Source organism: Rhizobium ecuadorense (assembly GCF_001187535.1).
Taxonomy (GTDB): domain Bacteria; phylum Pseudomonadota; class Alphaproteobacteria; order Rhizobiales; family Rhizobiaceae; genus Rhizobium; species Rhizobium ecuadorense.
The window spans coordinates 107,320-129,881 of sequence record NZ_LFIO01000381.1 but is presented as its reverse complement, the minus strand read 5'-3'; the positions used below and the strand labels follow the sequence as shown (position 1 = coordinate 129,881).

Below are 22,562 nucleotides of genomic sequence, written 5' to 3'. Positions count from 1 at the left end.
TTCTTGCAGATATGATTAAGAAATCAGCCGCGGTACGCCGATCAACTCCAGCCGCAGGGCACACCGATCAGCCATCACCCTGCGAAGCGATTATAAACACGCTGCGACCGACCCTCCGAGAGGTTCCCCCATGACCCAATCCGAACCGGTGATCGAATGGCTCCTCGATTCCGACCCGTCGATCCGGTGGCAGGTGATGCGCGACCTGCTTGACGCCCCGGAGCGAAATTGGATGGCCGAGCGGGCGAAAGTCGAGACCGAAGGTTGGGGCGCTAGGCTGCTTGCCTGCCGGGACGAGGATGGGCAATGGGCGGGCGGCGCCTTCCTGCCCGCCGGTTTCGATCCCCAGGAGTGGCGCGAGCACGGCCAGCCGTGGACGGCCACGACCTTTTCGCTGTCGCAACTCAGGGAATTCGGTCTCGATCCCGCCTGCGAGCAGGCCAGACGCACCGTCGAATTGATCGGCGCCAATGCCCGTTGGGAAGAAGGCGGCCAGCCCTATTGGCAAGGCGAAGTCGAAGAATGTATCAACGGTCGCACCGTCGCGGACGGCGCTTATTTCGGCATTGATGTCTCGCCGATCGTCGACAGGCTGGTCGGCGAGCGTCTCGACGACGGCGGCTGGAACTGCGAGAGGATCAACGGCTCTCACCGCTCCTCCTTCGCCAGCACCATCAATGTGCTGGAGGGACTGCTGGAGCTCGAGAAATGGACCGGCGGCACGCTACGATCTCGCGAGGCGCGCCGGACGGGCGAGGAATTCCTGCTCGAGCGTCACCTCTTCTGCCGTCTCGGCACCGGCGAGCCGGCCGACAAAAATTTCCTGCAGTTCCTGCATCCGAACCGCTGGCGCTACGACATCCTGCGCGCCCTCGATTATTTCCGCGCCAGTGCCATCCTGACCGGTGCCGCTCCCGATCCGCGCCTCGGCGAGGCGATCGAGCATCTGCGCTCCCGGCGCCTTCAGGACGGCCGCTGGCCGCTCGACTGGAGCCTGCCGGGGCGTGTGTGGTTCGATGTCGACGACGGGCAAGGCGAGCCCTCACGATGGATCACGCTCCGTGCGATGCGGGTGCTCAAATGGTGGGACGCTCAGTTCGCAATCGATGCCTGACGCCAAGCCCAGCGTGCGCAGGAAATGCGCCTCGATCTTGCGCAGCAATTCGGCGCGATCAGCCGGTGTCTCGCCGATCGGCTGAGTGACGACGCCATGCAGGGCATTGAACAGGAATACCGCCGTAAAGCCGGGATCATCGACCGACCAGCCATCCCCGCCTGCCCCGGCGGCGAGCAGTTCGCTCAGATGGTCGATCAGGATGTTGCGCGAAAGCCCTTCCCGCGTTGCCGGGGGCTCGGCCACGAAGGCCAGATGATGCAGCCCGGCCGCGTCGAGATAGCCGGTGGCGCATGCCATCGACCAGGCGGCGAGCTTGCCGCGCCAATCCGTTTGCTGTCGTTCCGCGACCGCCGCGACGATGCCATCGAGCACGCCCTGCACGAAACGAGTGCGCAGTGCCAGGAGAACATCGGCCTTCGAGGAAAACTGCAGGTAGAAGGTGCCTTTGGCGACCCCGGCCCCGGCCGTGATCTCCTCGATAGTGGTCTGCTCCAGGCCCTTCTCCATGAAAAGCCGCTCGGCCGAGTGCATCAGTTCGTCGCGCCGCTCTTCAGCAGGCTTGGTTCTCGGTTTTGCAACAGGATCGATCGACATCGGCGGGACTGGATTCGCGCTCATTGACGGCGCGCGGGATCGGCCCTGTGCAGGTAGCCGGTAAACACGTCGCGCATCGCGGTGCTCTCGATATCAGGCAGCAGCCGGCCGACCTCGCCGCGATGATAACCGGCATGCGTCACCACATGCGCCAGCATCTCCTCGCGGGACATACGCCCGCGCCCGCCATCGGTGAAGGTGAAGCCGACGACCTCCTCCATTTCGTCAGGCGCTATGCGCGCGGTGTAGTCGATATACCAGCGGTCCGTCTCGCGGATATCGGAGGCCAGCTGCGCCAATGGCGGCGCTTCGCTGCTCCAGCTCGCGGTGAAGGAATGATCCAGCCGCTGAAGATTGGCGGCGAAGATGCGGTCAACGAGGTGGGCATGATTGAGCACGCGAAGGGCCGACCGAAACACATCCGACCGCGCCTCCTCGCCGAGCGCGCTCAGCGCGTCGAGAAGCTCGCCGTCGGCGCTGGCTTTGTAGCGGAACAGGGAGTTCAACAGGGTCTTGGCGCTCATGGCGATCTCCGGGATGAAACGGGCGGCGCCGACATGTCGCCGGCGCCTCCATTTATCCGACTGACTGATGGTCAGTCAATGGATGATCTGCCGCGTCAAGTCGCTATTTCGTCCCTTCTTAGGCGCAGCAGGCGCTTCCTGCCGCTGATGGGCCGCAGCAGGCCGCGGCCTGCCTATTTTCTTCGGCAAGCCACCGGTCACGCGGCTTGCAGCTTGCCGGCCGCGGTGAAAGCGCCACATGCACGGCGCCGGCGCGGAGAACCGGCATCGCCGCGCAATAGAGCTGCATCGGCCGCACGCCGTTGCTGACTTCGAAGGTGAGCTTGGCCGAAGCGTCGAGCCGCACATGCTCCGTCACCTTGCGGACGATGGCGCAGAACTTGCCGGCCGGCATGTGCTTGCGGTTGTCTTCCTCGATATCCCAGAGCTGGATGAAGATCTCCGTCCAAGCCTCGGGATTGGCGCCGCAATCGAGACCCGCGAATTGGCCCGCCTTGACCTCGGTGATATGGTAGCCTGATTTCACCGGCTCCCCATCGTAGTAGAAAATCAGCGGCACGTCCTTTTGACCGGCGAGCATATCGAGCAGTGTGCCGAGGCTGATATCGTTTTCTTGGATTTTTCGGTTGTCGATAGCGTTCATATCGGCTAATCCTCATTTCAATTATTCAAGGATTATTGAAATATGGATCAACGTCAAGCCCTCGCCGCATTCAGCGCGCTTTCGCAGGAAACGCGCCTGCACATCATCCGCATGCTGGTTGTCTCCGGTCCGGACGGAATGGCGGCGGGCGCCATCGCCGAAAAGGCGGAGGTCTCGCCATCCAACGTCTCCTTCCATCTGAAGGAGCTGGAACGGGCCGGCCTGATTGCCCAGCAGCGCGAATCCCGCTCGATCATCTACACCGCCAATTATGAGAGGCTCGGCGGCTTGATCCGCTTTCTGATGGAAGATTGCTGCGGTGGAAACCCCGAGATCTGCGCACCTGCCGCGAAGGTCGCCGCCTGTTGTTCCCCTAAAATTGAGGGGAAATTCCAATGACCGCGGACCGAATCGACACCTTGCTGGCGCTCCTGCCAATTGCGGGACATGAAGACGACCTACGCAGCGCCCTCGAAAGCGCCGACCTCCCGACTGATGATATTGACGAAACCGGGCGGACTTTTTTCCGAATTGCACAGGGCGTCGATACCGTGGGTTATTGTGGATATGAATTGTATGGAGACAGTGTGCTTTTGCGATCCGTGGTCATTACCCCGGCCAATCGTCACATAGGCCTAGGCCGCCGTGCTACCGATCTCCTATTCAGACGCGCCTACGCAGAGGGCGCTCGCACCGCCTACCTGCTGACCACCAACGCTGCTCCGTTCTTTGAGACGCTTGGCTTCACGCCGATCGACCGCGCGAGAGCACCCGCCGCTATCCTGCAAACCCGCCAAGCAATTAGCCTGTGCCCAGCCTCAGCACTATTGCTCGCCAAAACGTTGGAGGGATAACGACCATGTCCAGCTTTGAACGTTATCTCACCGTCTGGGTGTTTCTCTGCATTGCGGTCGGCGTCACTCTTGGGCATTTGATGCCCGGCGTGTTCCATCTCATTGGATCGACCGAGATTGCGCAGGTCAATATTCCGATGGCGGCACTGATTTGGCTGATGATTATTCCAATGCTGATCAAGATCGACTTCGCGGCGCTGGGCCAGGTCGGCCGCCACTGGCGCGGAATTGGTGTGACCCTCCTCATCAACTGGACCGTGAAGCCCTTTTCAATGGCGCTGCTCGGCTGGGTGTTCATCGGTTATCTTTTCCGGTCGATGCTACCGGCCGACCAGATCGACAGCTACATCGCAGGCCTGATTATCCTCGCAGCTGCACCCTGCACCGCCATGGTGTTCGTCTGGTCGAACCTTACCAAGGGTGAGCCGCATTTCACGCTGTCTCAGGTGGCGCTCAACGACGCCATCATGGTCGTCGCCTTCGCCCCGATCGTCGGACTGCTACTCGGTCTTTCGGCGATTACCGTACCTTGGGACACGTTGATGATTTCCGTGGTGCTCTATATCGTGCTACCGGTCGCCGCCGCACAGCTTCTGCGCCGAAGTGTCCTCGCCGGTGGCTCGGCCGCTTCCCTCCACCGCCTCCTGAACATTCTCCAGCCGCTTTCGCTTTTGGCGCTGCTGGCAACTTTGGTGCTGTTGTTCGGCTTCCAGGGTGAACAGATCATCGCGCAGCCCGCAGTGATCGGGATGCTGGCCGTTCCGATCCTGATCCAAGTCTACTTCAATTCGGGACTGGCCTATCTGCTGAACCGGGCGACCGGCGAGGAACATTGCGTTGCCGGACCATCAGCGCTGATTGGCGCATCGAATTTCTTCGAACTCGCCGTTGCGGCGGCCATTAGCCTGTTCGGCTTCAACTCGGGTGCAGCCTTGGCCACCGTCGTCGGTGTGCTCATTGAGGTGCCCGTGATGTTGTCCGTGGTCTGGATCGTCAACCGGAGCAAAGGTTGGTACGAGCGCGGCGCAGCTGTGCGCTCGGTGTCCGCTTCGAAAATCACCTCAACGACGAAAGCCTGATCATGAACGTCACCATCTACCACAACCCGGCATGCGGCACCTCGCGCAACACGCTGGCGATGATCCGCAATGCCGGCATCGAACCCACCGTCGTCGATTATCTGGAAACCCCGCCGTCGCGTCAGGAACTGGCCCGGATGATTGCCGATGCCGGCCTCACCGTGCGGGAAGCCATTCGCGAGAAGGATACGCCCTACGCCGACCTCGGCCTCGACAATCCCGATCTGACCGACGACCAGCTGCTCGACGCCATGCTCACGCATCCGATCCTGATCAACCGGCCGTTCGTCGTGACACCGCTCGGCACCCGTCTGTCCCGGCCCTCCGAGCTGGTTCTGGAAATCCTGCCGGAGACCCACAAGGGCGCCTTCACCAAGGAAGACGGCGAGAAAGTGCTCGACGCCGCGGGCAAGCGGATCGTCTGATCCCGCTTACTTGACGACGGCCGAGCCCTTGACGATTTCGATCGTCTCGCCGCCGTCGAGCCCGATGCGGTCGCCGTCGGGCGTCGTCATGAAGCAGCCGGAGGCGCAGAGGTTTTCCGAAGCGCCGGCATCGACCACGACTTCGACGCGCTGGCCGCTCTCGGTGATGACGAGCACCACGGCTGCCGGATCGGTGTTGGTGATGGATGCGGCTTCCGCCGCGGGCGCGGCAAGCAGCGGGATAAGCAGAACGGCGGCAAACCTTGCCATCATGTGCGGCGGCGCGGGCGCGCCCTCCCCTCGAACGATCGGTGCTGCCCTCGGCAGCAATCCCGATGGTGGAGATCATGCACATAGACCTGTGAATGATGGCTGAATGAGCCGTTCAGCTCTTCAGGCCATCCGCAGTCCGCCCACGCAGCTGCCGCACCGGCCGCTCCTCGTCCTCGATGGGCTTGTTCTTTGGATCGTCCTGGCCGTCCGTCCGCTCCTTGGCGGCATTGGCAAGGACCGGCGCGGCATCGCGATGGATGGTGAGGTCGCTCTGCGGCAGCGGGATCTCGATGCCCTCGGCCTTGAAGCGCCGGAGGATCTCGATCCTCAGATTGTTGCGCACCGTCATGCCGTCGCCCATGTCTGCCAGGAAGAAGCGCAGCTCGAAATCAAGCGAATAGGGGCCGAAGCGCAGGAACTCCACCTGCGGCTCGGGATTGCGCATGACGAGCGGTATCTTGGCCGTCAGCTCGAGCAGAATATCCATCACCTGCTGCGGATCGGCATCGTAGCTGACAGAAACCGGAATTTCCGAGCGGCCAATCTTGTTGCGGTGCGTCCAGTTGCCGACCAGGCCGTTGATCAGCTCCGAATTCGGCACGATGATCGACTGCTTGCGGAAGGTCTCGATCTCGGTGGCGCGCACCGAGATGCGTTTGACGATGCCTTCGGCCGTGCCCGATACGACATGGTCACCGACCTTGAACGGCCGCTCGACGAGCAGGATCAGGCCGGAGACGAAGTTGGAGACGATGTTCTGCAGGCCGAAACCGATGCCGACCGAAAGCGCGGAAGCGACGAGCGCCAGGCTGGACAGATCGATGCCGGCCGAGGAAACGCCGATGATCGCCGCCATGCCGACGCCGAGATAGCCGATGCCCGTCTTGACCGAATTGCGCACGCCGAGATCGACATGGCTGCGCGCCATCACATTGCTGTCGAGCCAGCGCTGCAGCCAGCGCGACAGGAGATAGACGCCGGCAAACAGCAGGATGCCGGTGCAGATGCCGAGCAGCGAGATGCTGATGCCGCCGAGCTTGACCTCGGTGAACAGCCGGTAGGCGATGAGCTGCAGGTCCTGCACATGGAAGCCCCAGAGCAGCAGGATCAACGGCACGCCGACGACGAGCGCCACCGCATAGATGGCAAGGCCGACGAGCAGGCCGGCCTGGTCGATCGCCACCGGCCCGAGATTGAAGCGGCGCGTCAGGAAGCGCGCGAAGAAGGTATCGCCGAAGCTTTCCTGCCGCGAGATCGCCTTGCCGGAAAGCAGGCCGACATACATGGTGGCGACGACAGCGCCGGTGATGATGAGCTGGGTGGCGACGAAGCGCGCCAGCCCGACGTAACCCGCAAGCGCCGTGACGATCAGGCCGGCGCCGACGACGCGCAGGATGATCGCCATGCCGCGCGGCCAATGCCGGCCCGGAGCATCGGGATCGCCGTTCTTCGCCAGCATCGGCTTGCCGAAGGAGGCCACGATCAGGATCATGCCGATGATCAATGCGGCGATCAGGCTTCTAACGACCGTCAGCACCAGCGGCGAGCCCATCGCTTCGCCGATGGAGCCGAAGAAATAATCGAGCCCGTTGATGATAGCCATCGCCAGCAGGCAGTAGCCGATCGAGCGTGCGCCGAGATTGGAAAGCCGCACCAGCCGCCAGTGCGGTTCGTGCGGCGCGAAGATGGCGTTGACGAAGCGGCCGACGAAATAGACGAGCCCGATCGTCCCGAACAGCGCACCGATGACCGGCGCAATGTCGGGCCGCAGCACATTGAAACTGTTGAGGAAGAAGAACGACGTGACGAGCAGGACCGCAAGTGCCAGCGTGCGGATCAGCGTCGACCAGAAGGCGATCGACAGCCGGCCGATATAGGACGGGTTCTCGATCGCCTCGTCGCGGCGCAGATAGGCGCCGAACAGTCGGTAGCTGCCGGAGAGCAGAATGAGCGCCGAAGCGAGAGACAGGAAGATCGCGGCAAACAGCGGGAAACGCTTGAACTTCCAGACGAAAGAGGTCCAGCTCGACAAAGCCTGCGAGAATTCGCCGGTCTCGTGCACGAAAGCGCCGGCGGCATCATCAAGCACCGAGACGGAGATCTCGGTGCGTCTGAAAAGCGTGTCGGCAAAAAGCCGCCGCCGCATCTCGATGATCTCGTTGACGAGCTTCGTCACCGCGATCGACAGGTTTTCGGCGTCGCCCGTCACCGCATTGATCTGCGCCCGCTCGGCGGCGAGCGCGTTGCGCTCCTGGGTGACGATCTCGGCTTCGGGAGGCTGGCCATCCTTCGGCGGATCGCCGATCTCGGAAAGCCGGTTCTTGATCTGGTCGAAACGCGGCCTGAGATTGACCGATATGGTGATGACGGCGCGGCTGAGTTCGTCGGCCTTGGTCGCAAGCCCGACCAGGGCATCGTCATTGTCCGCATTCCCTTTGACGCTGTCCTGAAGGGCGACAAGCTCCGTCTTCGCCTTCTCGATCTCCTTCGCTGCCTGGTCGAACGGCGTATCCACCGGTGCCGGCGCGGCTGCCTGTGTCTGCGCTGCCTGTGTCTGCGCTTCCTGCGCGAAGGCCGTGGCACCCTCGAAATGCGCGCCGGCAAACGCCAGCGTCACGAGAAGAATGGTGCGAAGCAGGATGGACCTCAGCGGCAAAAGCGCCTCCGGAAAGGTTGTCGTCGGGATGGAATTCCAGCTTTTCCTAGCAAAGAAAGGCGACAGAATGGCGGAAACTCCTGGAAAGGTTCAGAAGCCGGCGCCGGGCTTGGAGAGATAATCGCGCTCCCCAGCCGTCGACTCCCGTCCGAGCATGGCATTGCGGTGCGGAAAGCGGCCATAGGCGGCGATCACATCGCGATGGCGGATCGCATAATCCAGATATTCCGCGTCGCCGAGGGCGCTGAACAATGCCACCGAGCGTTTCTGCTCGCCAAGGTTTTCGGCATGTTCGAACGGCAGATAGAAGAAGGTGCGGCAGGCGGTCTCGACCGCCTGGTCGGCGCCGGCGGCAAGCGCGAGCTTGGCCTCTCGAAGCGCCAGCCCATCGGTCGCAAAGGCTAGCGGCGTGCCGCGATAAATATTGCGGGAAAACTGGTCGAGCACAATGACGGCAGCAAGCCGGCTTTCGGCATCCGCCCGCCACTCGTCACTGATGCCTGCGGCAAGGGCAAGATGCGTCTCGCGAAAACCCTCGCGGATCTCGACGTCGAGCTCCGCCGGTGGCCGGAACCACAGCTCCCGGCCGCATCGGACAAACCAGAAATCGTAAACTTCCCGCGGCGTACGGATCGTCGTCATGTTCGACTTCCCTAACGTTATGTTTGATAATGCGATGTCGGTAAGATATTGTAGAGAAACAGATAATTGTGTGAAGTGCGCCCCTACTTCTCCTCGCCCAACGAAAACACCAGCGTCGCCTTTGTCCCGTCATGTCCGGGATCATAGGCGAAATCCGATTTCAAGCTCGCAGCCATGGCCGTCAGAATACGTGCGCCGAGCCCGGTTCCCCTCGCCGGGCCCTCCGGATCGAACCCCGCCCCGTCATCCTCGACGACAAGCCTCAGCGCCTCGTCCGTCTGATCGACAAAAACGCGGATCTCGCCCGGCACGCGGTCCGGATAGGCATATTTGAAGGCATTGGTGACGAGTTCGCTGACGATCAGCCCGAGCGTGATCACCTTGTCGGTCGCCAGATTGACCGGTTCGGCAGTCAGCACGATGCGATGCGGCCGCTTGTCGTCGCGCATCGAGGCTTCGAGTTCGGTGAGCAGGCTGTCCAGATATTCGTCGACCTGCACCGAGCCGACCTGCCGGTTGGTATAGAGCCGGCGGTGCACGCTGGCGATGGCGTTGATGCGCATCTGCGTTTCGTGCAGCGCATCGATCGCCACCTGGTCCTTGGTCATCGAGGATTGCATGCGGATCAGCGCGCCGACGAGGCCGAGGCTGTTGGCGATGCGGTGATTGACCTCGGCAAGCAGCATTTCGGCAAGGTCGCGCTGCTGGCGGATCACCTCCTGCGCCTGCGCCGTCTCGCGGCGAAAACGCGCCCGCTCCAGCGCCTGTTCTAGGGCAGCGGCGAGCAGGTCGAAATAATCGGCCGAGACCCCCTTGAGCATGTAGTCGTCGGCGCCGGCCTTGAGCGCCGCGACCGCGATGCTGGTATCGTCCGAACCCGTCGCATAGATAACCGGCGGATGATCCGGCAGCGCCGTGATGCAGGGCAGAATGTCGAGGCCGGTCTCGTCAGCCAGGACATGATCGAGCACGACGGCGTCGAAGCCGCCTTCGCCGAGCCTGGCAAGGCCGGCAGCACCGTTCTCGGCCCATTCGACCGAAAAGCCGCGCCGGCCAAGGTTCTTCTGCATCAAGAGGGCGAGCCCCTCGTCGTCATCGATATAGAGGATGTGGATCAGGGCATCCGCATCGCCGCTAGAATTGCTCATTCCGTCTCCCGGCTTTCTCTCGCAGCGACGACCGCCGGCAAGCGTCCGAGTCGCCCGCATGGCAATGTCCTATTGCATTGGCCGCCTGCGGTAAACAGCGGGTTATCCCTCGCCCTTGTCGCAGGCGGCGCAGAGGGAGGATGACGGGAAGCCGTTGAAGGAGATCGGGAAACGGAAAGGTTGAAAAGAAATGCCGATGCGCCGAGCGGCCCGATTGGTTCCGCAGGCAGGCTAATTTTTCTGGAATTTCCGATGGCCGGATACTTCGGCACCCGCCCCCGACGGCAGCTGCAGGAAGCGCAGCGACGAGATGACGCCGATCACGCCGACCACGACGAAAGCCCAGCGGAAATCGGCAAGCGCGGGATTGTCGGCGCCCCTGAGAGCAGAGGCGATATTGAGCACGGCCGCGGCCACCGCGACGCCGAGCAGCATCGACGCCTGCTGCAGCATACTCGACAGCGTCGAGGCCGAGCTTCGCTGCGCCGGGCCGATATCGGCGAAGGCGAGCGTGTTCAGCGCGGTGAATTCCATCGATCGCGACAGGCCGGCAAGGAAAAGCAGCGCATGGATGACAAACTGCGGCGTATCCGGCGTGAGGAAACCGCAGGCGGCGATCGAAAGCGCCGCGATCAGCCCATTGAGCACCAACACAGTGCGGAAGCCGAAGAAGCGCAGGAGCGGCGTCGTCACCGTCTTCATGCCGAGATTGCCGAGGAAATAGACGAGCAGATAGGTGCCGGCGGCAATCGAGCTCAACCCGAAACCGAGCTGGAACAGCAGCGGCAGCAGGAACGGCGTCGCATTGATCGCCACCCTGCAGGCCGTGCCCGCCGACAGCGTCGACATCGAGAAGGTTTGGACGCGGAAGGCCGAAAGGTCGAGCAGCGGATTATCGACGGCGAGGAAATGTCGGATCGCCATCACAGACAGCACGATACCGGCTGCAAGCATAAGCGTGACGGGCAAAAGCCCGCCGTCCCATTTGACCGAAAGCTCCAGGGCGGCGAGCAGGAAGGTCAGGCCTGCAGCACTCAGAACGAAGCCGACGAGATCAAGCCGGCCGGGATCGATTTCCCGCTGCTCCGGCACGAAGCGCAGCGCGAGGCCCATGCCGAGAATGCCGATTGGAATGTTGATGAGGAAGTTCCAGTGCCAGCTGGCATAGGTGGTGATGAAGCCGCCGAGCACCGGGCCGACCACGGGTGCGGTCAGCGCCGGCCAGGTGATCAGCGCGATCGCCTGGACGAGCTCGGATTTGCGGGCGTTCTTCAGCACGATGATGCGCCCGACCGGCGTCATCAGCGCGCTGCCCGCAGCTTGGACGGCGCGCCAAAGCACGAATTCCGTGAGGCTGCCGGACAGCCCGCAGAACAGCGAAGCGGCGGTAAAGACGGCGATCGACATCAGGAAGATACGGCGCGCACCGAACCTGTCGCCGAGCCAGCCCGACAGCGGAATGAAAGCGGCCATCGTCAGCATGTAGACGGTGATGCCGATGCTCATCGACACCGGCTGAACGTTAAAGCTCGCCGCCATCTGCGGCAGCGAGGTAGCGACGATCGTGCCGTCGAGGATCTGCATGAAGAAGGAAACGGCAACGACCAGCGCCACGATCTTCGCCTGGCGGCCGCTTGCCGCCTCTTGCTCATTCTCGCTCGTCTCTGCCGCTGCCATCGATCTGCCAATGAAAATTCTGGATACCGCGGCAGGAAAACAGGAAGGAAGCCGATCGGAGATCTGCCGCGCGGGGATACGCGGATACGAACCGCGCACCGGGTGCATACGCTCGTTGCCTCAGGCTTGAAAGGCTAAATCTCGCACTGCGCGGGAATATTCCCGATGTGGCGGCCCGCGTAAGAAAAAGGCCCCGCCGGAGCGAGGCCAAGTTTGAACCGCTCCCGGGAAAACAGGAGCGGCGTGACGTCCATAGCCTGAGGTACGTTGCGCAGCGAGGCCAGATTTCGCCGTATCGGTACACTCGCGAAGGAAATTTCCGGAAAGCGATGCGATTGGTCCGCAAAGTTCTCGTCCGCATGGCGAGTCTCCTGTGCACTGCAGCAACGATTGCCGCTTGCAATGTTTATAAAAAGAGTTATCACTAAACATATTGCTAAACATGATGATTGAGGAGTTCATGTGAGCATTCTCTGAAATGGGTGAACATGCGACGCCGGCGGGGAGCCGGCCCTTGGTTCTGGGAGGACCTTATGCAGAAAACATCGAAAGCCCTTTTGGGGCTGGCTGCGGCATTCGTTATGTCGTCGGCATTGCCCAATCTCGCCAAAGCCGATGAACTGACGCTGTGCTGGGCCGCATGGGACCCCGCCAATGCGCTGGTCGAGCTGTCGAAGGACTTCACCGCCAAGACCGGCACGCAGATGAAGTTCGAATTCGTTCCCTGGACGAGTTATGCCGACCGCTTCCTCAACGAGCTGAATTCCCACGGCAAGCTCTGCGATCTCATTATTGGCGACAGCCAGTGGATCGGCGGCTCGGCCGAGAACGGCCACTACGTCAAGCTCAACGACTTCTTCGACAAGGAAGGCATCAAGATGGATGACTTCGTGCCGGCGACGGTCGTCGGCTACTCGGAATGGCCGAAGAACACACCGAACTACTGGGCACTGCCTGCCATGGGCGATGTCGTCGGCTGGACCTACCGCAAGGACTGGTTCGAAAAACCGGAACTGCAGAAGGAATTCAAAGCGAAATACGGCCATGATCTCGCAGCCCCGAAGACCTACGACGAACTGAAGCAGATCGCAGAATTCTTCCAGAAGCGCGAGATTGACGGTAAGACCGTCTACGGCGCCTCGATCTATACAGAGCGCGGTTCCGAAGGCATTACCATGGGCGTGACCAACGTCCTCTACGACTGGGGTTTCCAGTACGAGAACCCGAAGAAGCCCTACGACATGGAAGGCTTCGTCAACTCGGCCGATGCGGTCAAGGGACTGGAATTCTACAAGTCCCTTTATGATTGCTGCACACCGCCCGGCAGCTCGAACGTCTACATGGTCGAATCCGCCGACGCCTTCAAATCCGGCCAGGTCGCCATGCAGATGAACTTCGCCTTCACCTGGCCCGGGCTCTACAAGGACGAGAAGGTCGGCGGCGACAAGATCGGCTTCTTCCCCAATCCGGCTGAAAAGGCGCATTTCGCCCAGCTCGGCGGCCAGGGCATCTCGGTGGTCTCCTATTCCGACAAACGCGACGCCGCCCTGCAATACATCAAATGGTTCGCACAGCCCGATGTGCAGGCCAAATGGTGGGAGCTCGGCGGGTTCTCTTGCCTCAACTCCGTCGTCAACGCGCCGGATTTTGCCAAGAGCCAGCCCTATGCCCAGGCCTTCCTGGACTCGATGGCGATCGTCAAGGACTTCTGGGCCGAGCCGAGCTACGCGTCGCTGCTGCAGGCCATGCAGAAGCGGGTCCATAACTACGTGGTCGCCGGCAACGGCACCGCCAAGGAAGCGCTCGACGGCCTGGTGAAAGACTGGAGCGACGTCTTCAAGGACGACGGCAAGATCTAGTGCCGGACGACGGGACAGGCGGCAACCCTCTGCGCGCCATCCTCACCAGGATGGCGGCCCGGATCGGCAGACGAGCCGGGCCGCCAGATCTTCCATATCGCAATAGACCGGGTGAAAAATTGACCATTTCCCATTCCTCCATTGTCGAGAAGGCGGCCAATGCGACAGCAAGGGCAACGCCGGTCTCGGTCGCCCGGCGCGTCCGCGGCCTCTCCGACAGGGCGATCGCCTGGCTGTTCATTGCGCCGGCCATCACCTTGCTGCTGGCGATCAACATCTTCCCGCTGCTTTGGGCGGTCTATCTCTCCTTCACCAATTACCGCGCCAACCGGCCGAATGCGCCGGTCGAGGGCGTCGGCCTTGGAAACTACCAACGCGTTCTCAACGATCCCGATATCTGGCAGGCGATGCAGACCACCGCGCATTTCGTGTTCTGGACGATCGTGCTGCAGACGGTGATCGGCTTCACCCTCGCATATCTGATCGACCGCAAGTTCCGCGGCCATGCCTTCTGGACGACGATTATTCTGATCCCGATGATGCTGTCGCCCGCCGTGGTCGGCAATTTCTGGCGCTTTCTCTACGAGCCGCAGATCGGCCTCTTCGCCTATGCCGTCTCGCTGGTATCGGGCATTCCGACCTCGGATATCCAGATGCTCGGCAACGTCACGCTGGCACCCTGGGCGATCATCATCGTCGATACCTGGATGTGGACGCCCTATGTGATGCTGATCTGCCTCGCCGGCCTGCGCTCGATCCCCGACTATATCTACGAGGCGGCAGAAGTCGACCGTGCCTCGCCATGGCGCCAATTCTGGTCGATCACCGTGCCGATGGCCCTGCCCTTCATCATGCTCGCCGTGCTTTTCCGCGGCATCGAGAATTTCAAGATGTTCGACATGGTGACGCTGCTCACCGGCGGCGGGCCGGGTTCGGTTACCGAGGTCGCCTCGATCACGCTGAAGCGCACCGCCTTCGAAAGCTGGGCGACCGGCCGGGCTTCGGCCTTCGCCATCATCCTCTTCGTCGCGGTCTTCGGCCTCGCCAACATCTACGTCAAGGCATTGAACAAGGTGAAGCAACGATGAGCGCCGCCAACTCAGCCCATTCGGTCGTCGTACCGAGCCCCTCCAGCAAGCGCATCGCCGGGACGATCGTCGTGCTGTACGCGCTGATCACCCTCATCCCGCTCGTCTGGATCTTCCTGACCAGCATCAAGTCGCCGCCGGATTCCATCAGCTATCCCCCGAAGATCGTCTTTACGCCGTCTCTGGAAGGCTATTGCAATCTGTTCACGACGCGCACCCGGCAGACCCCTGACTATATCGCTTCGCTGCCGGCGCCGGTCGGCGCCTGCGATGAGGTGACGCGCAAGCGCAACATGGTGATCGCCGGTCCGTCGAATTTCGTGCCGCGCTTCGTCAATTCGCTGGTGATCGCCTTCGGCTCCACCTTCCTCGCGGTCTTCCTCGGCACGCTCGCCGCCTATGGCTTCTCGCGCTTCAAGGTGCCGCTTGCCGACGACCTGCTGTTCTTCATCCTGTCGACGCGCATGATGCCGCCGATCGCCGTCGCCATCCCGATCTACCTGATGTATCGCGAGCTCGGCCTGTCGGACACGGCCGTGGGTATGATCCTGCTCTATACTGCCGTCAACGTCTCGCTCGCCGTTTGGCTGCTCAAAGGCTTCATCGACGAAATCCCGCGCGAATACGAGGAAGCGGCGATGATCGACGGCTATACGAGGCTGCAGGCTTTCCGCAAGGTGGTGCTGCCACAGGCCACGACCGGTATCGCTGCCACCGCGATATTCTGCCTGATCTTCGCCTGGAACGAATATGCCTTCGCCGCCCTTCTGACCTCGGGCGAGGCGCAGACCGCGCCGCCCTTCATCCCGACAATCATCGGCGAAGGCGGGCAGGACTGGCCGGCCGTTGCCGCCGGCACGACGATCTTCCTGATCCCGATCCTCGTCTTCACCATTTTATTGCGCAAGCAGCTGCTGCGCGGCATCACCTTCGGAGCCGTCCGCAAATGACCCACCTGATCGAAACACGCACCCCTGCCCGTCCGAAACGGCCGTTCTTCCTGCGTCGCGGCCCGATGGAGGCCATTGCCACCGCGCTGATCGGGCTCGGCTTCCTGATGCTGTTCCAGCCCTTCCTGCTGGTGCTCTACACCTACTCGCTGGTCACCCTGCTTGCAGGCACTGTCATGTTCATCATCGTCTCGAAATTCCCGGAGTGAACCATGGCGGATATCCGTATCGAAAATCTCCGCAAGGAGTTCGGCAGCTTCGTCGCCGTCCAGGATTCGAACTTCACTGTTCATGACGGCGAGTTCCTGGCGCTGCTCGGGCCTTCGGGCTGTGGCAAGACCACCACGCTTCGCATGATCGCCGGCCTCGAGCTGCCGAGCAGCGGCAAGATCTATCTCGACGGCGAGGACGTCACCTTCAACCGCGCCAGCGCCCGCGACATCGCCTTCGTCTTCCAGCTCTTCGCGCTCTACCCGCATATGAACGTGCGCAGGAATATCGGCTTCCCCTTGCTGTCGCAGGGCATGGCCAAGGCCGAAATCCGTCAGCGCGTCGAAGAGACCGCTCGGCTGCTGCAGATCGATCATATTCTCGACCGGTCGGTATCGGGCCTCGCCGGCGGCGACCGGCAGCGCGTGGCACTCGGCCGCGCCATTGTCCGGCGGCCGAAATGCTTCCTGATGGACGAGCCGCTCGGCACGCTGGACGCCGAGTTCCGCGAGATCATGGTCCATGAACTGCGCGAACTGCACAACCGCATCCATGCCACGACAGTCTACGTCACCCACGACCAGCACGAGGCGATGGCGATGGCCGACAAGATCGCCGTCATGAACCATGGCGTCATCGAGCAGTTCGGCACGCCGCAGGAAATCTACGCCAAGCCGGCGACCATGTATGTCGCCGATTTCATCGGTTCGCCGCCGATGAACTTCATGCGCTTCACCTCGGGCCTGAAAAGCGGTGACTGCTCCATCCTGCTCGACGGCGTCGATGTCGCCGTTCCCGAGATCCATCAGGACATGGCCGAAAGCGCGCTGGCGCTCGGCGTGCGGCCGGAGCATATCCGCTTCAGCGACGCCTCGCGGCTGCGCGGCGCCGTCTATGGCAGCGAATATCTCGGCACCAACCAGGTCGTGGCCGTGGAAACCCGGGGCGGCCTGATCAAGGCCCGCGTTCCCGCCAATCGCAGCTTCCGGATCGGCGAGACCGTCGGCCTCGAATTCAACCCGGAAAAACTCGCGCTCTTCGACTGCACGTCGGGCCGCGCGGTCCCATCCCAGCTCTATCAGGAGACCCGGCATGGCTGATGTCGTCCTCAGAAACCTCAACAAGCGCTTCGGCGGTACCCAGGCCTTGGCCGATCTCGATCTGTCGATCCGCGATGGCGAGTTCGTCGTGCTGCTAGGTCCCACGGGCGCCGGCAAGACCACGACGCTGCGGCTGATCGCCGGCCTCGAAAAGCCGGATGGCGGCCGCATCGAGATCGGCGGCCGCGATGTCGCCGCCGAAGCGCCCGCCGAGCGCGACGTCGCCTTCGTCTTCCAGCAATATTCGCTCTATCCGCACATGACGGTTTACGAAAACCTCGCCTTCCCGCTGAAGGCGCCGGTCCGCAAGCTGAGCGCGGAGGAGATCGACCGGCGCGTGCGCGAGGTCGCGCGTATGGTCCGGATCGACCACAAGCTGGAGAACCGCTCGACCAGGCTTTCCGGCGGCGAGATGCAGCGTGTCGCCATCGGCCGGGCGCTGGTGCGCCGGCCGGCGATCTATCTGATGGACGAGCCGCTCTCCTCGCTCGACGCCAAGCTGCGCGCCGAACTGCGCCTGGAGCTGAAGCGCATCCAGAAGGAATTGGGCTCGACGCTGCTCTATGTCACCCACGACCAGGTGGAAGCCATGACCATGGCCGACCGCATCGGCATCGTTGCCGAGGGGCGGTTGATGCAAGTGGGAACGCCGCGCGAGATTTACAGCAATCCCGCCAACCTGCATGTCGCCGCCCGTCTGGGCCAGCCGCATATCAACCTTCTGCCGGCGGACCTGCTTCCGGGCGGCAAGCCGCCGGCCGGCACGAAGACGGTCGGCGCCCGCACCGAGCATCTCGACATCATCGTCGGCAAGGATGCCAATGCCGAGATCGACTGGATCGAGCATCTCGGCGACCAGAACCATCTGCACATCAGGGTTGCCGATCCCAGGCAGCCTGCGCGCGATCACAAGCTCGTCACACTTGCAGATCCATATCGGTCGATCGCGCCGGGCGACCGGATCAGCCTGACGCTGCGCGATCCGCTTTATTTCGATGCGGCTGGACAGCGCCTGTCCTGACCGCCAAACAGGCATGACAACGGCATGAAAAACAAACAGACGGGTCTCAATCGATGAAACACTTCTTCAACCGCAGGGAAAGCATCGTTACCGAAGCTCTGGACGGTCTGCTTCTGACGAGCGGCAGCGATCGTCTCGCCCGCCTCGACAGCTTTCCCGACATCAAGGTGATCCTGCGCGCAGACTGGGACCAATCGAAGGTGGCGATCATCTCAGGCGGCGGCGCAGGCCATGAGCCTTCTCATGCCGGCTTCGTCGGCAAGGGCATGCTGACAGCAGCCGTATCCGGCGAAATCTTCGCCTCGCCGAGCGTCGATGCCGTGCTGACGGCGATCCGCGCCGTGACCGGCCCGAAGGGCGCGCTGCTGATCGTCAAGAACTATACCGGCGACCGCCTGAATTTCGGCCTTGCCGCCGAAAAGGCGCGCGCCGAGGGCTTCGACGTCGAGATGGTCATCGTCGCCGACGACATCGCCATTCCCGGCATCAACCAGCCGCGCGGCGTCGCGGGCACGCTGTTCGTTCATAAGATATCGGGCTATCACGCCGAAAGGGGCGACGACCTGAAGACGGTCGCCGCCCACGCCGCAGCTGCTGCCGGCGACATCGTCTCGCTCGGCGTGTCTCTCTCCACCTGCAGCGTGCCCGGCCAGGCGCATGAGGACCGCCTCGGCGAGGGCGAAGGCGAACTCGGCCTCGGCATCCACGGCGAGCCCGGCGTCGAGCGCATCACGCTGCAGCCGGTCGCCGATATCGTCGCCACCATGGTGGCCCGCCTGTCGCCCGCGCTGCGCGAGGGGGCAAGCCATGCCCTCCTCATCAACAATCTCGGCGCGGTGCCGCCGCTCGAAATGGCTGTGATTGCCAATGCCGTGCTGTCCTCGCCGCTTGGCCGCCACGTCCGGATGATCATCGGCCCGGGGCCGATGATGACCGCGCTCAACATGAACGGTTTCTCGCTGTCGCTGATCGGGCTGGATGGCGCTCGCGAGGCGGCGCTGATGGCAGCGGTCGAGCCGCATGCCTGGATGCCGGCCGTCGAACGCCACGAGATCCGGATCATCGCCGCACCGAGGACGGCGGCCGAATTGAACGGCGCTGTTGTGGCCGGGGAGAACGCCCGCAACCGCCGCCTGATCACGGCGCTCTGCGAGCATCTTATCTCGCAGGAAAGCGAACTCAATCGGCTGGACGGCCGCGTCGGCGACGGTGATACCGGCTCGACGGTGGCGACAGGCGCCCGCAGTGTGCTTGCCCGCCTCGACACGCTGCCGCTCGACCGGCCGGCGGCGACACTTGCCTCGCTCGGCGATATCCTCGGCACCAGCATGGGCGGATCGAGCGGCGTGCTGCTGTCGATCTTCTTCACCGCTGCGGCAAAGGCCATGGCTGACAAAGCCGACCTCGCCGCCGCACTCCTTGCCGGACTCGACAGGATGACGTTCTATGGCGGCGCCGCAGTCGGCGACCGGACGATGGTCGATGCGCTGTCGCCTGCCCTGCAGGCGCTCGCCTCCGGCGATGTCGCCGCAGCGGCGAGCGCCGCAGCAGCAGGTGCGGAGTCGACCAAGGCGATGACGAAGGCAGGCGCCGGACGCGCCTCCTATGTCGGCGAACGAGATCTGGTGGGCGTTGCCGATCCCGGTGCCGTCGCGGTTGCCGGCGCGTTCGGCGTGGTGGCAAGCTTCGCCTGACCGGAGTAAAGTTTGTGAGCCGTGCGGCAGATGCGGCGATAGGGAGGATGACAGTGCAGGCGGAACCGATGCTTGTTGCGGGATTGATCGAGGTGTGCCGCGCGACGATCGCGGAAAACACCGATCATCTCTGCGCGCTCGATCGGGCCATCGGCGATGGCGATCACGGAACCAACATGCGACGCGGCTGCGAGGCGGTGAGCGCCGAAGGCGAAAGCCTGTCCAGCCTGCCCTTCCCCGACGCCGTGGAAAAGATCGGGCTGACGCTGGTGATGAATGTCGGCGGTGCGGCCGGCCCGCTCTACGGCACGCTGCTGATGGAGATCGGCCGTGAGCTGCGCAAAAGCGAGGAAAAGGCCGATTTTTCGCTGGTACTGAAACAGGCGATCGATGCCGTCGCAAGGCGCGGGCGGGCGCATGCCGGCGATAAGACATTGCTCGACGTGCTCTATCCTGTGCATGCCGCGCTGGAGAAGCGGTCTCCGCTCGGTGACGTCGCCCGCAAGGCCGAACGCTCCGCCAGCCGCACGGCTGAGATGAAGGCGATGCGCGGGCGCGCGGCCTATCTCGGCGACCGTTCGATCGGCCATGTCGATCCCGGCGCGTCGAGCTGCGCACTATTGACCACGGCGATCTGCCGCTATCTCGGGGAGCACCGTCCGGAATGAATGGAAAGACCGCAAATGTGGGCATCGTGATCGTCTCCCATTCGCCGCTTGTGGCACGGGGCATTGCCGACATGGTGCGGCAGATGGTCGGCGACTGCGTGCCGCTGTCCTGGTCGGGCGGCAACGTCCATGGCGAGCTCGGCACCGATGCCGGCGGCATCCTGAGAGCGATCGAGGCCGCCTGGTCCGATGCCGGCGTTGCCGTCTTCGTCGATCTCGGCGGCGCCGAAACCAACAGCGAGATGGCAATCGAAATGCTGGGGCCTCCCCGCTCGGGCCTCGTCTCCATCTGCAACGCGCCGCTGGTCGAGGGCGCCGTCATCGCCGCCGCCGAAGCGTCGGGGGGCGCGTCGCTGGCCAAGGTCGTCGCCACAGCCGAGGAACTGTCCCCCTGATGAGCAGCGGATTACGAAAAGAGAAACAGGAGCCCGAGCCATTGCCCGAGCCATTTAAGGTGAACTGCCAGACGGAGGTGGAGGTCAAGCATGGCGTCGGGCTGCATGCCCGCCCCTCCGTCACCTTCACGCGGCTTGCCAAGTCCTTCCCCTGTTCGATCGAGATCGCGGTCAACGGCAGCGATGTCTGGCTGAACGGCAAGAGCATCATCAAGATCATGGGCGCGAGAATCCGTAAAGGGTCGATCCTCAGGATCCGCGCCGACGGCATCCTCGCCGAAGAGGCGATCCGCGCGCTGAAGGAACTCATCGAGCGCAACTTCGATGAGGAAAAGAAACATGGCCGAACCGCTTAGGCTGAAAGCAAAGAGCGCATCCCCGGGCATCGGATCCGGCCCGGCCTTTCTCGCGGAGGAGCTGAAGGCTCCTTCCGCTGCCGAGCGGCCGGGCGCTGGTCCGGCGCCCCAGACCGCCGGCGGATACGGCGCGCTGGAGAAGGCGATCGATATTTCGATCGGCGAACTCGAGCGCCTAGCCGAGGGGGCCGACGCCGAAAGCCGCGATATCATCGATTTCCAGATCGAGGTACTGCGCGATCCCAGCATCGCCGAAGCGACCGGCGCGCGCACGGAAGCCGACGAGAACGTCGTCTTTGCCTGGGTCGCCACCCTCGACGCCTATATCGGTGAACTCGAAACGGCCGACGAAGAGCAGATGCGGGCGCGCGCCGTCGATATTCTCGACATCAAGAACCGTGTGCTCGGCGCGCTCGCCGGTACCCCGACCGCCGATTTCCCGCCCGGCTCCGTCTTTGTCGGCAAGGACATGGAGCCGAGCCGCTTTCTCGCCCATGACTGGTCGAAAGGCGGCGGCATCGCGCTGTTTGCAGGCAGCACAGCCGGCCATGTCGCCCTGCTCGCCCGGGCGAAATCGGTGCCGATGGTGGTCGGCACGGGCCGCTTTTCGGCCGAAGACGGAGATCCTGTTCGCATCGACGGCGATGCCGGCGCGGTCGTCCTTCAGGCCGGCAGGATGCCGATCCCGCCGCTGGCGCCCGCACAAACCCCTACCGGCGACATGCAAACCGAAAGCGGCGAGCTACGCACGGCGGATGGCGTGCCGATCCTCGTCTCCATCAATATCAACGACCCCGCCGAGATCGGCGCGCTCGATCCGGCAACGGCAGGCGTCGGCCTGATGCGCTCGGAATTTTCGATCACCTCGATCGCCGATGCCGCCAACGAGGAGCGGCAGCTGGGGATCTATCGCCATGTGCTGGAGCAGGCAGGCGAAAGGCCGGTGATCATCAGAATGCTAGATATTGGCGGCGACAAGCCCCTTGCTGGCCTCGAAGACCTTCCGGCCGTCGCCCCGGGTCTGCGCGGCGTCCGGCTGTTGCTTGCCCAGCCCGAGATCGCCCGCGTCCAGGCACGCGCCCTGCTGCGCGCCGCCGTCTTCGGCAGGCTCTCGGTGATGCTGCCAATGGTGACCTTTCCCGACGAAATCGACAGGATGCGCGCGATATTCCGCGAGGAGGCCGAAAAACTCGGCCGCCGTTCCCAGCTCCACCGCATGCCGCCGATCGGCATGATGGTGGAGGTGCCGGCAGCTGCATTGATGCTCGACACCTTCGGGTCGGCGGCATTCTTTTCGTTCGGTACCAATGATCTCACGCAATATCTTGCCGCCTCTGCCCGAGAGGACATCGACGCCGATGCCGGCAAGGCAGCGCCCGCCGTGCTCCGGCTGATCGCCCAGGCGGTGAAGCTTGCCGCCGGCAAGCCGGTCAGCATCTGCGGCGACATGGCCGGCGACCCCAGCTATCTGCCGGGACTGCTCGCCGCCGGTCTCCGGCATTTTTCCGTGGCGCCGGCCCGGCGTCCCGCGATAAGATCGGCGATCGTCGGACTCAATGCCGATGGCACAAGGGCAGCCGGAGAGTAGG

General features: G+C 63.2%; 24 protein-coding genes. 16 read left to right on the top strand and 8 right to left on the bottom strand.

The features are described 5' to 3' along the window. Nucleotides 1-130 precede the first annotated feature (130 nt). On the top strand, nucleotides 131-1,114 hold the full coding sequence (locus AF337_RS08840) for a hypothetical protein (RefSeq protein ID WP_049731848.1): 984 nt from the start codon (nucleotides 131-133) through the stop codon (nucleotides 1,112-1,114). Here AF337_RS08840 and AF337_RS08835 read toward each other — a convergent pair. The 3 genes from AF337_RS08835 to AF337_RS08825 all read right to left on the bottom strand — a co-directional run bounded on the left by AF337_RS08835 (nucleotide 1,043) and on the right by AF337_RS08825 (nucleotide 2,878). After that, nucleotides 1,043-1,711: a TetR/AcrR family transcriptional regulator gene (locus tag AF337_RS08835; protein WP_049731847.1), complete on the bottom strand. Its 669-nt coding sequence runs from the start codon at nucleotides 1,709-1,711 to the stop codon at nucleotides 1,043-1,045. The two genes, AF337_RS08840 and AF337_RS08835, sit on opposite strands and share 72 nt — an antisense overlap. Before the next feature lie 20 nt (nucleotides 1,712-1,731). Beyond that, nucleotides 1,732-2,235, bottom strand: a complete 504-nt coding sequence (locus AF337_RS08830) for a DinB family protein (RefSeq protein ID WP_049731846.1) — start codon at nucleotides 2,233-2,235, stop codon at nucleotides 1,732-1,734. A 118-nt stretch (nucleotides 2,236-2,353) separates the two neighbouring features. Then, complete coding sequence (locus AF337_RS08825; RefSeq protein ID WP_049731845.1) at nucleotides 2,354-2,878, bottom strand: DUF6428 family protein; 525 nt, start codon at nucleotides 2,876-2,878, stop codon at nucleotides 2,354-2,356. A 42-nt stretch (nucleotides 2,879-2,920) separates the two neighbouring features. Here AF337_RS08825 and AF337_RS08820 point away from each other — a divergent pair, with 42 nt between their 5' ends. From AF337_RS08820 to arsC, 4 genes are read left to right on the top strand one after another with little or no spacing between them, the layout of a single operon-like run. After that, complete coding sequence (locus tag AF337_RS08820) at nucleotides 2,921-3,277, top strand: ArsR/SmtB family transcription factor (protein WP_049731844.1); 357 nt, start codon at nucleotides 2,921-2,923, stop codon at nucleotides 3,275-3,277. Then, nucleotides 3,274-3,732 (top strand): arsenic resistance N-acetyltransferase ArsN2, encoded by a 459-nt coding sequence (gene arsN2, locus AF337_RS08815; protein WP_049731843.1) that lies wholly within the window; start codon nucleotides 3,274-3,276, stop codon nucleotides 3,730-3,732. The genes AF337_RS08820 and arsN2 overlap by 4 nt, the downstream gene beginning before the upstream one ends. Nucleotides 3,733-3,737: 5 nt before the next feature. Further along, complete coding sequence (gene arsB / locus AF337_RS08810) at nucleotides 3,738-4,811, top strand: ACR3 family arsenite efflux transporter (protein ID WP_049731842.1); 1,074 nt, start codon at nucleotides 3,738-3,740, stop codon at nucleotides 4,809-4,811. A 2-nt stretch (nucleotides 4,812-4,813) separates the two neighbouring features. Then, entirely contained in the window at nucleotides 4,814-5,236 is a 423-nt protein-coding gene (gene arsC, locus AF337_RS08805; RefSeq protein ID WP_049731841.1) for an arsenate reductase (glutaredoxin), read from the top strand. Between the two features lie 6 nt (nucleotides 5,237-5,242). On the opposite strand, the gene AF337_RS08800 is transcribed toward arsC, so the two are convergent. From AF337_RS08800 to AF337_RS08780, 5 genes are all read right to left on the bottom strand, one after another. Continuing rightward, complete coding sequence (locus tag AF337_RS08800) at nucleotides 5,243-5,509, bottom strand: hypothetical protein (RefSeq protein ID WP_049731840.1); 267 nt, start codon at nucleotides 5,507-5,509, stop codon at nucleotides 5,243-5,245. 112 nt (nucleotides 5,510-5,621) lie between these two features. Next, on the bottom strand, nucleotides 5,622-8,165 hold the full coding sequence (locus tag AF337_RS08795) for a mechanosensitive ion channel family protein (protein WP_049731839.1): 2,544 nt from the start codon (nucleotides 8,163-8,165) through the stop codon (nucleotides 5,622-5,624). 90 nt (nucleotides 8,166-8,255) lie between these two features. After that, the gene (locus AF337_RS08790; protein ID WP_049731838.1) at nucleotides 8,256-8,807 is read right to left on the bottom strand and encodes a DUF924 family protein; all 552 of its coding nucleotides are present in this window, start codon (nucleotides 8,805-8,807) and stop codon (nucleotides 8,256-8,258) included. Nucleotides 8,808-8,890: 83 nt separating this feature from the next. Then, on the bottom strand, nucleotides 8,891-9,955 hold the full coding sequence (locus tag AF337_RS08785) for a histidine kinase dimerization/phosphoacceptor domain -containing protein (protein ID WP_049731837.1): 1,065 nt from the start codon (nucleotides 9,953-9,955) through the stop codon (nucleotides 8,891-8,893). Nucleotides 9,956-10,186: 231 nt separating this feature from the next. After that, entirely contained in the window at nucleotides 10,187-11,632 is a 1,446-nt protein-coding gene (locus AF337_RS08780) for an MFS transporter (RefSeq protein ID WP_049731836.1), read from the bottom strand. 533 nt (nucleotides 11,633-12,165) lie between these two features. Between AF337_RS08780 and AF337_RS08775 the strand changes: the two genes are divergently transcribed. The 11 genes from AF337_RS08775 (at nucleotide 12,166) to AF337_RS08725 (ending at nucleotide 22,561) form a co-directional block, all read left to right on the top strand. Next, the gene (locus tag AF337_RS08775; RefSeq protein ID WP_012484181.1) at nucleotides 12,166-13,491 is read left to right on the top strand and encodes an ABC transporter substrate-binding protein; all 1,326 of its coding nucleotides are present in this window, start codon (nucleotides 12,166-12,168) and stop codon (nucleotides 13,489-13,491) included. 119 nt (nucleotides 13,492-13,610) lie between these two features. After that, nucleotides 13,611-14,579: a carbohydrate ABC transporter permease gene (locus tag AF337_RS08770; protein WP_049731835.1), complete on the top strand. Its 969-nt coding sequence runs from the start codon at nucleotides 13,611-13,613 to the stop codon at nucleotides 14,577-14,579. Continuing rightward, a complete protein-coding gene (locus AF337_RS08765; protein ID WP_049731834.1) occupies nucleotides 14,576-15,529 on the top strand; it encodes a carbohydrate ABC transporter permease in 954 nt (317 codons plus the stop codon). The genes AF337_RS08770 and AF337_RS08765 overlap by 4 nt, the downstream gene beginning before the upstream one ends. Continuing rightward, on the top strand, nucleotides 15,526-15,738 hold the full coding sequence (locus AF337_RS08760; RefSeq protein WP_049731833.1) for a hypothetical protein: 213 nt from the start codon (nucleotides 15,526-15,528) through the stop codon (nucleotides 15,736-15,738). Before AF337_RS08765 ends, AF337_RS08760 begins: the two co-directional genes overlap by 4 nt. 3 nt (nucleotides 15,739-15,741) lie before the next feature. After that, nucleotides 15,742-16,839, top strand: a complete 1,098-nt coding sequence (locus AF337_RS08755; protein ID WP_049731832.1) for an ABC transporter ATP-binding protein — start codon at nucleotides 15,742-15,744, stop codon at nucleotides 16,837-16,839. Then, a complete protein-coding gene (locus AF337_RS08750; protein ID WP_049731831.1) occupies nucleotides 16,832-17,860 on the top strand; it encodes an ABC transporter ATP-binding protein in 1,029 nt (342 codons plus the stop codon). The genes AF337_RS08755 and AF337_RS08750 overlap by 8 nt, the downstream gene beginning before the upstream one ends. A 53-nt stretch (nucleotides 17,861-17,913) precedes the next feature. After that, nucleotides 17,914-19,554, top strand: a complete 1,641-nt coding sequence (locus AF337_RS08745; RefSeq protein ID WP_049731830.1) for a dihydroxyacetone kinase subunit DhaK — start codon at nucleotides 17,914-17,916, stop codon at nucleotides 19,552-19,554. Nucleotides 19,555-19,601: 47 nt separating this feature from the next. Further along, complete coding sequence (dhaL, locus tag AF337_RS08740; protein WP_049731829.1) at nucleotides 19,602-20,222, top strand: dihydroxyacetone kinase subunit DhaL; 621 nt, start codon at nucleotides 19,602-19,604, stop codon at nucleotides 20,220-20,222. Beyond that, on the top strand, nucleotides 20,219-20,617 hold the full coding sequence (gene dhaM / locus AF337_RS08735) for a dihydroxyacetone kinase phosphoryl donor subunit DhaM (RefSeq protein ID WP_049731828.1): 399 nt from the start codon (nucleotides 20,219-20,221) through the stop codon (nucleotides 20,615-20,617). Before dhaL ends, dhaM begins: the two co-directional genes overlap by 4 nt. After that, complete coding sequence (locus tag AF337_RS08730) at nucleotides 20,617-20,973, top strand: HPr family phosphocarrier protein (RefSeq protein ID WP_049731827.1); 357 nt, start codon at nucleotides 20,617-20,619, stop codon at nucleotides 20,971-20,973. The genes dhaM and AF337_RS08730 overlap by 1 nt, the downstream gene beginning before the upstream one ends. Further along, nucleotides 20,957-22,561 carry a putative PEP-binding protein gene (locus AF337_RS08725; protein ID WP_049731826.1) on the top strand — a complete coding sequence of 535 codons (1,605 nt, stop codon included), beginning with the start codon at nucleotides 20,957-20,959 and terminating at the stop codon, nucleotides 22,559-22,561. Before AF337_RS08730 ends, AF337_RS08725 begins: the two co-directional genes overlap by 17 nt. Nucleotide 22,562: the final 1 nt, after the last annotated feature.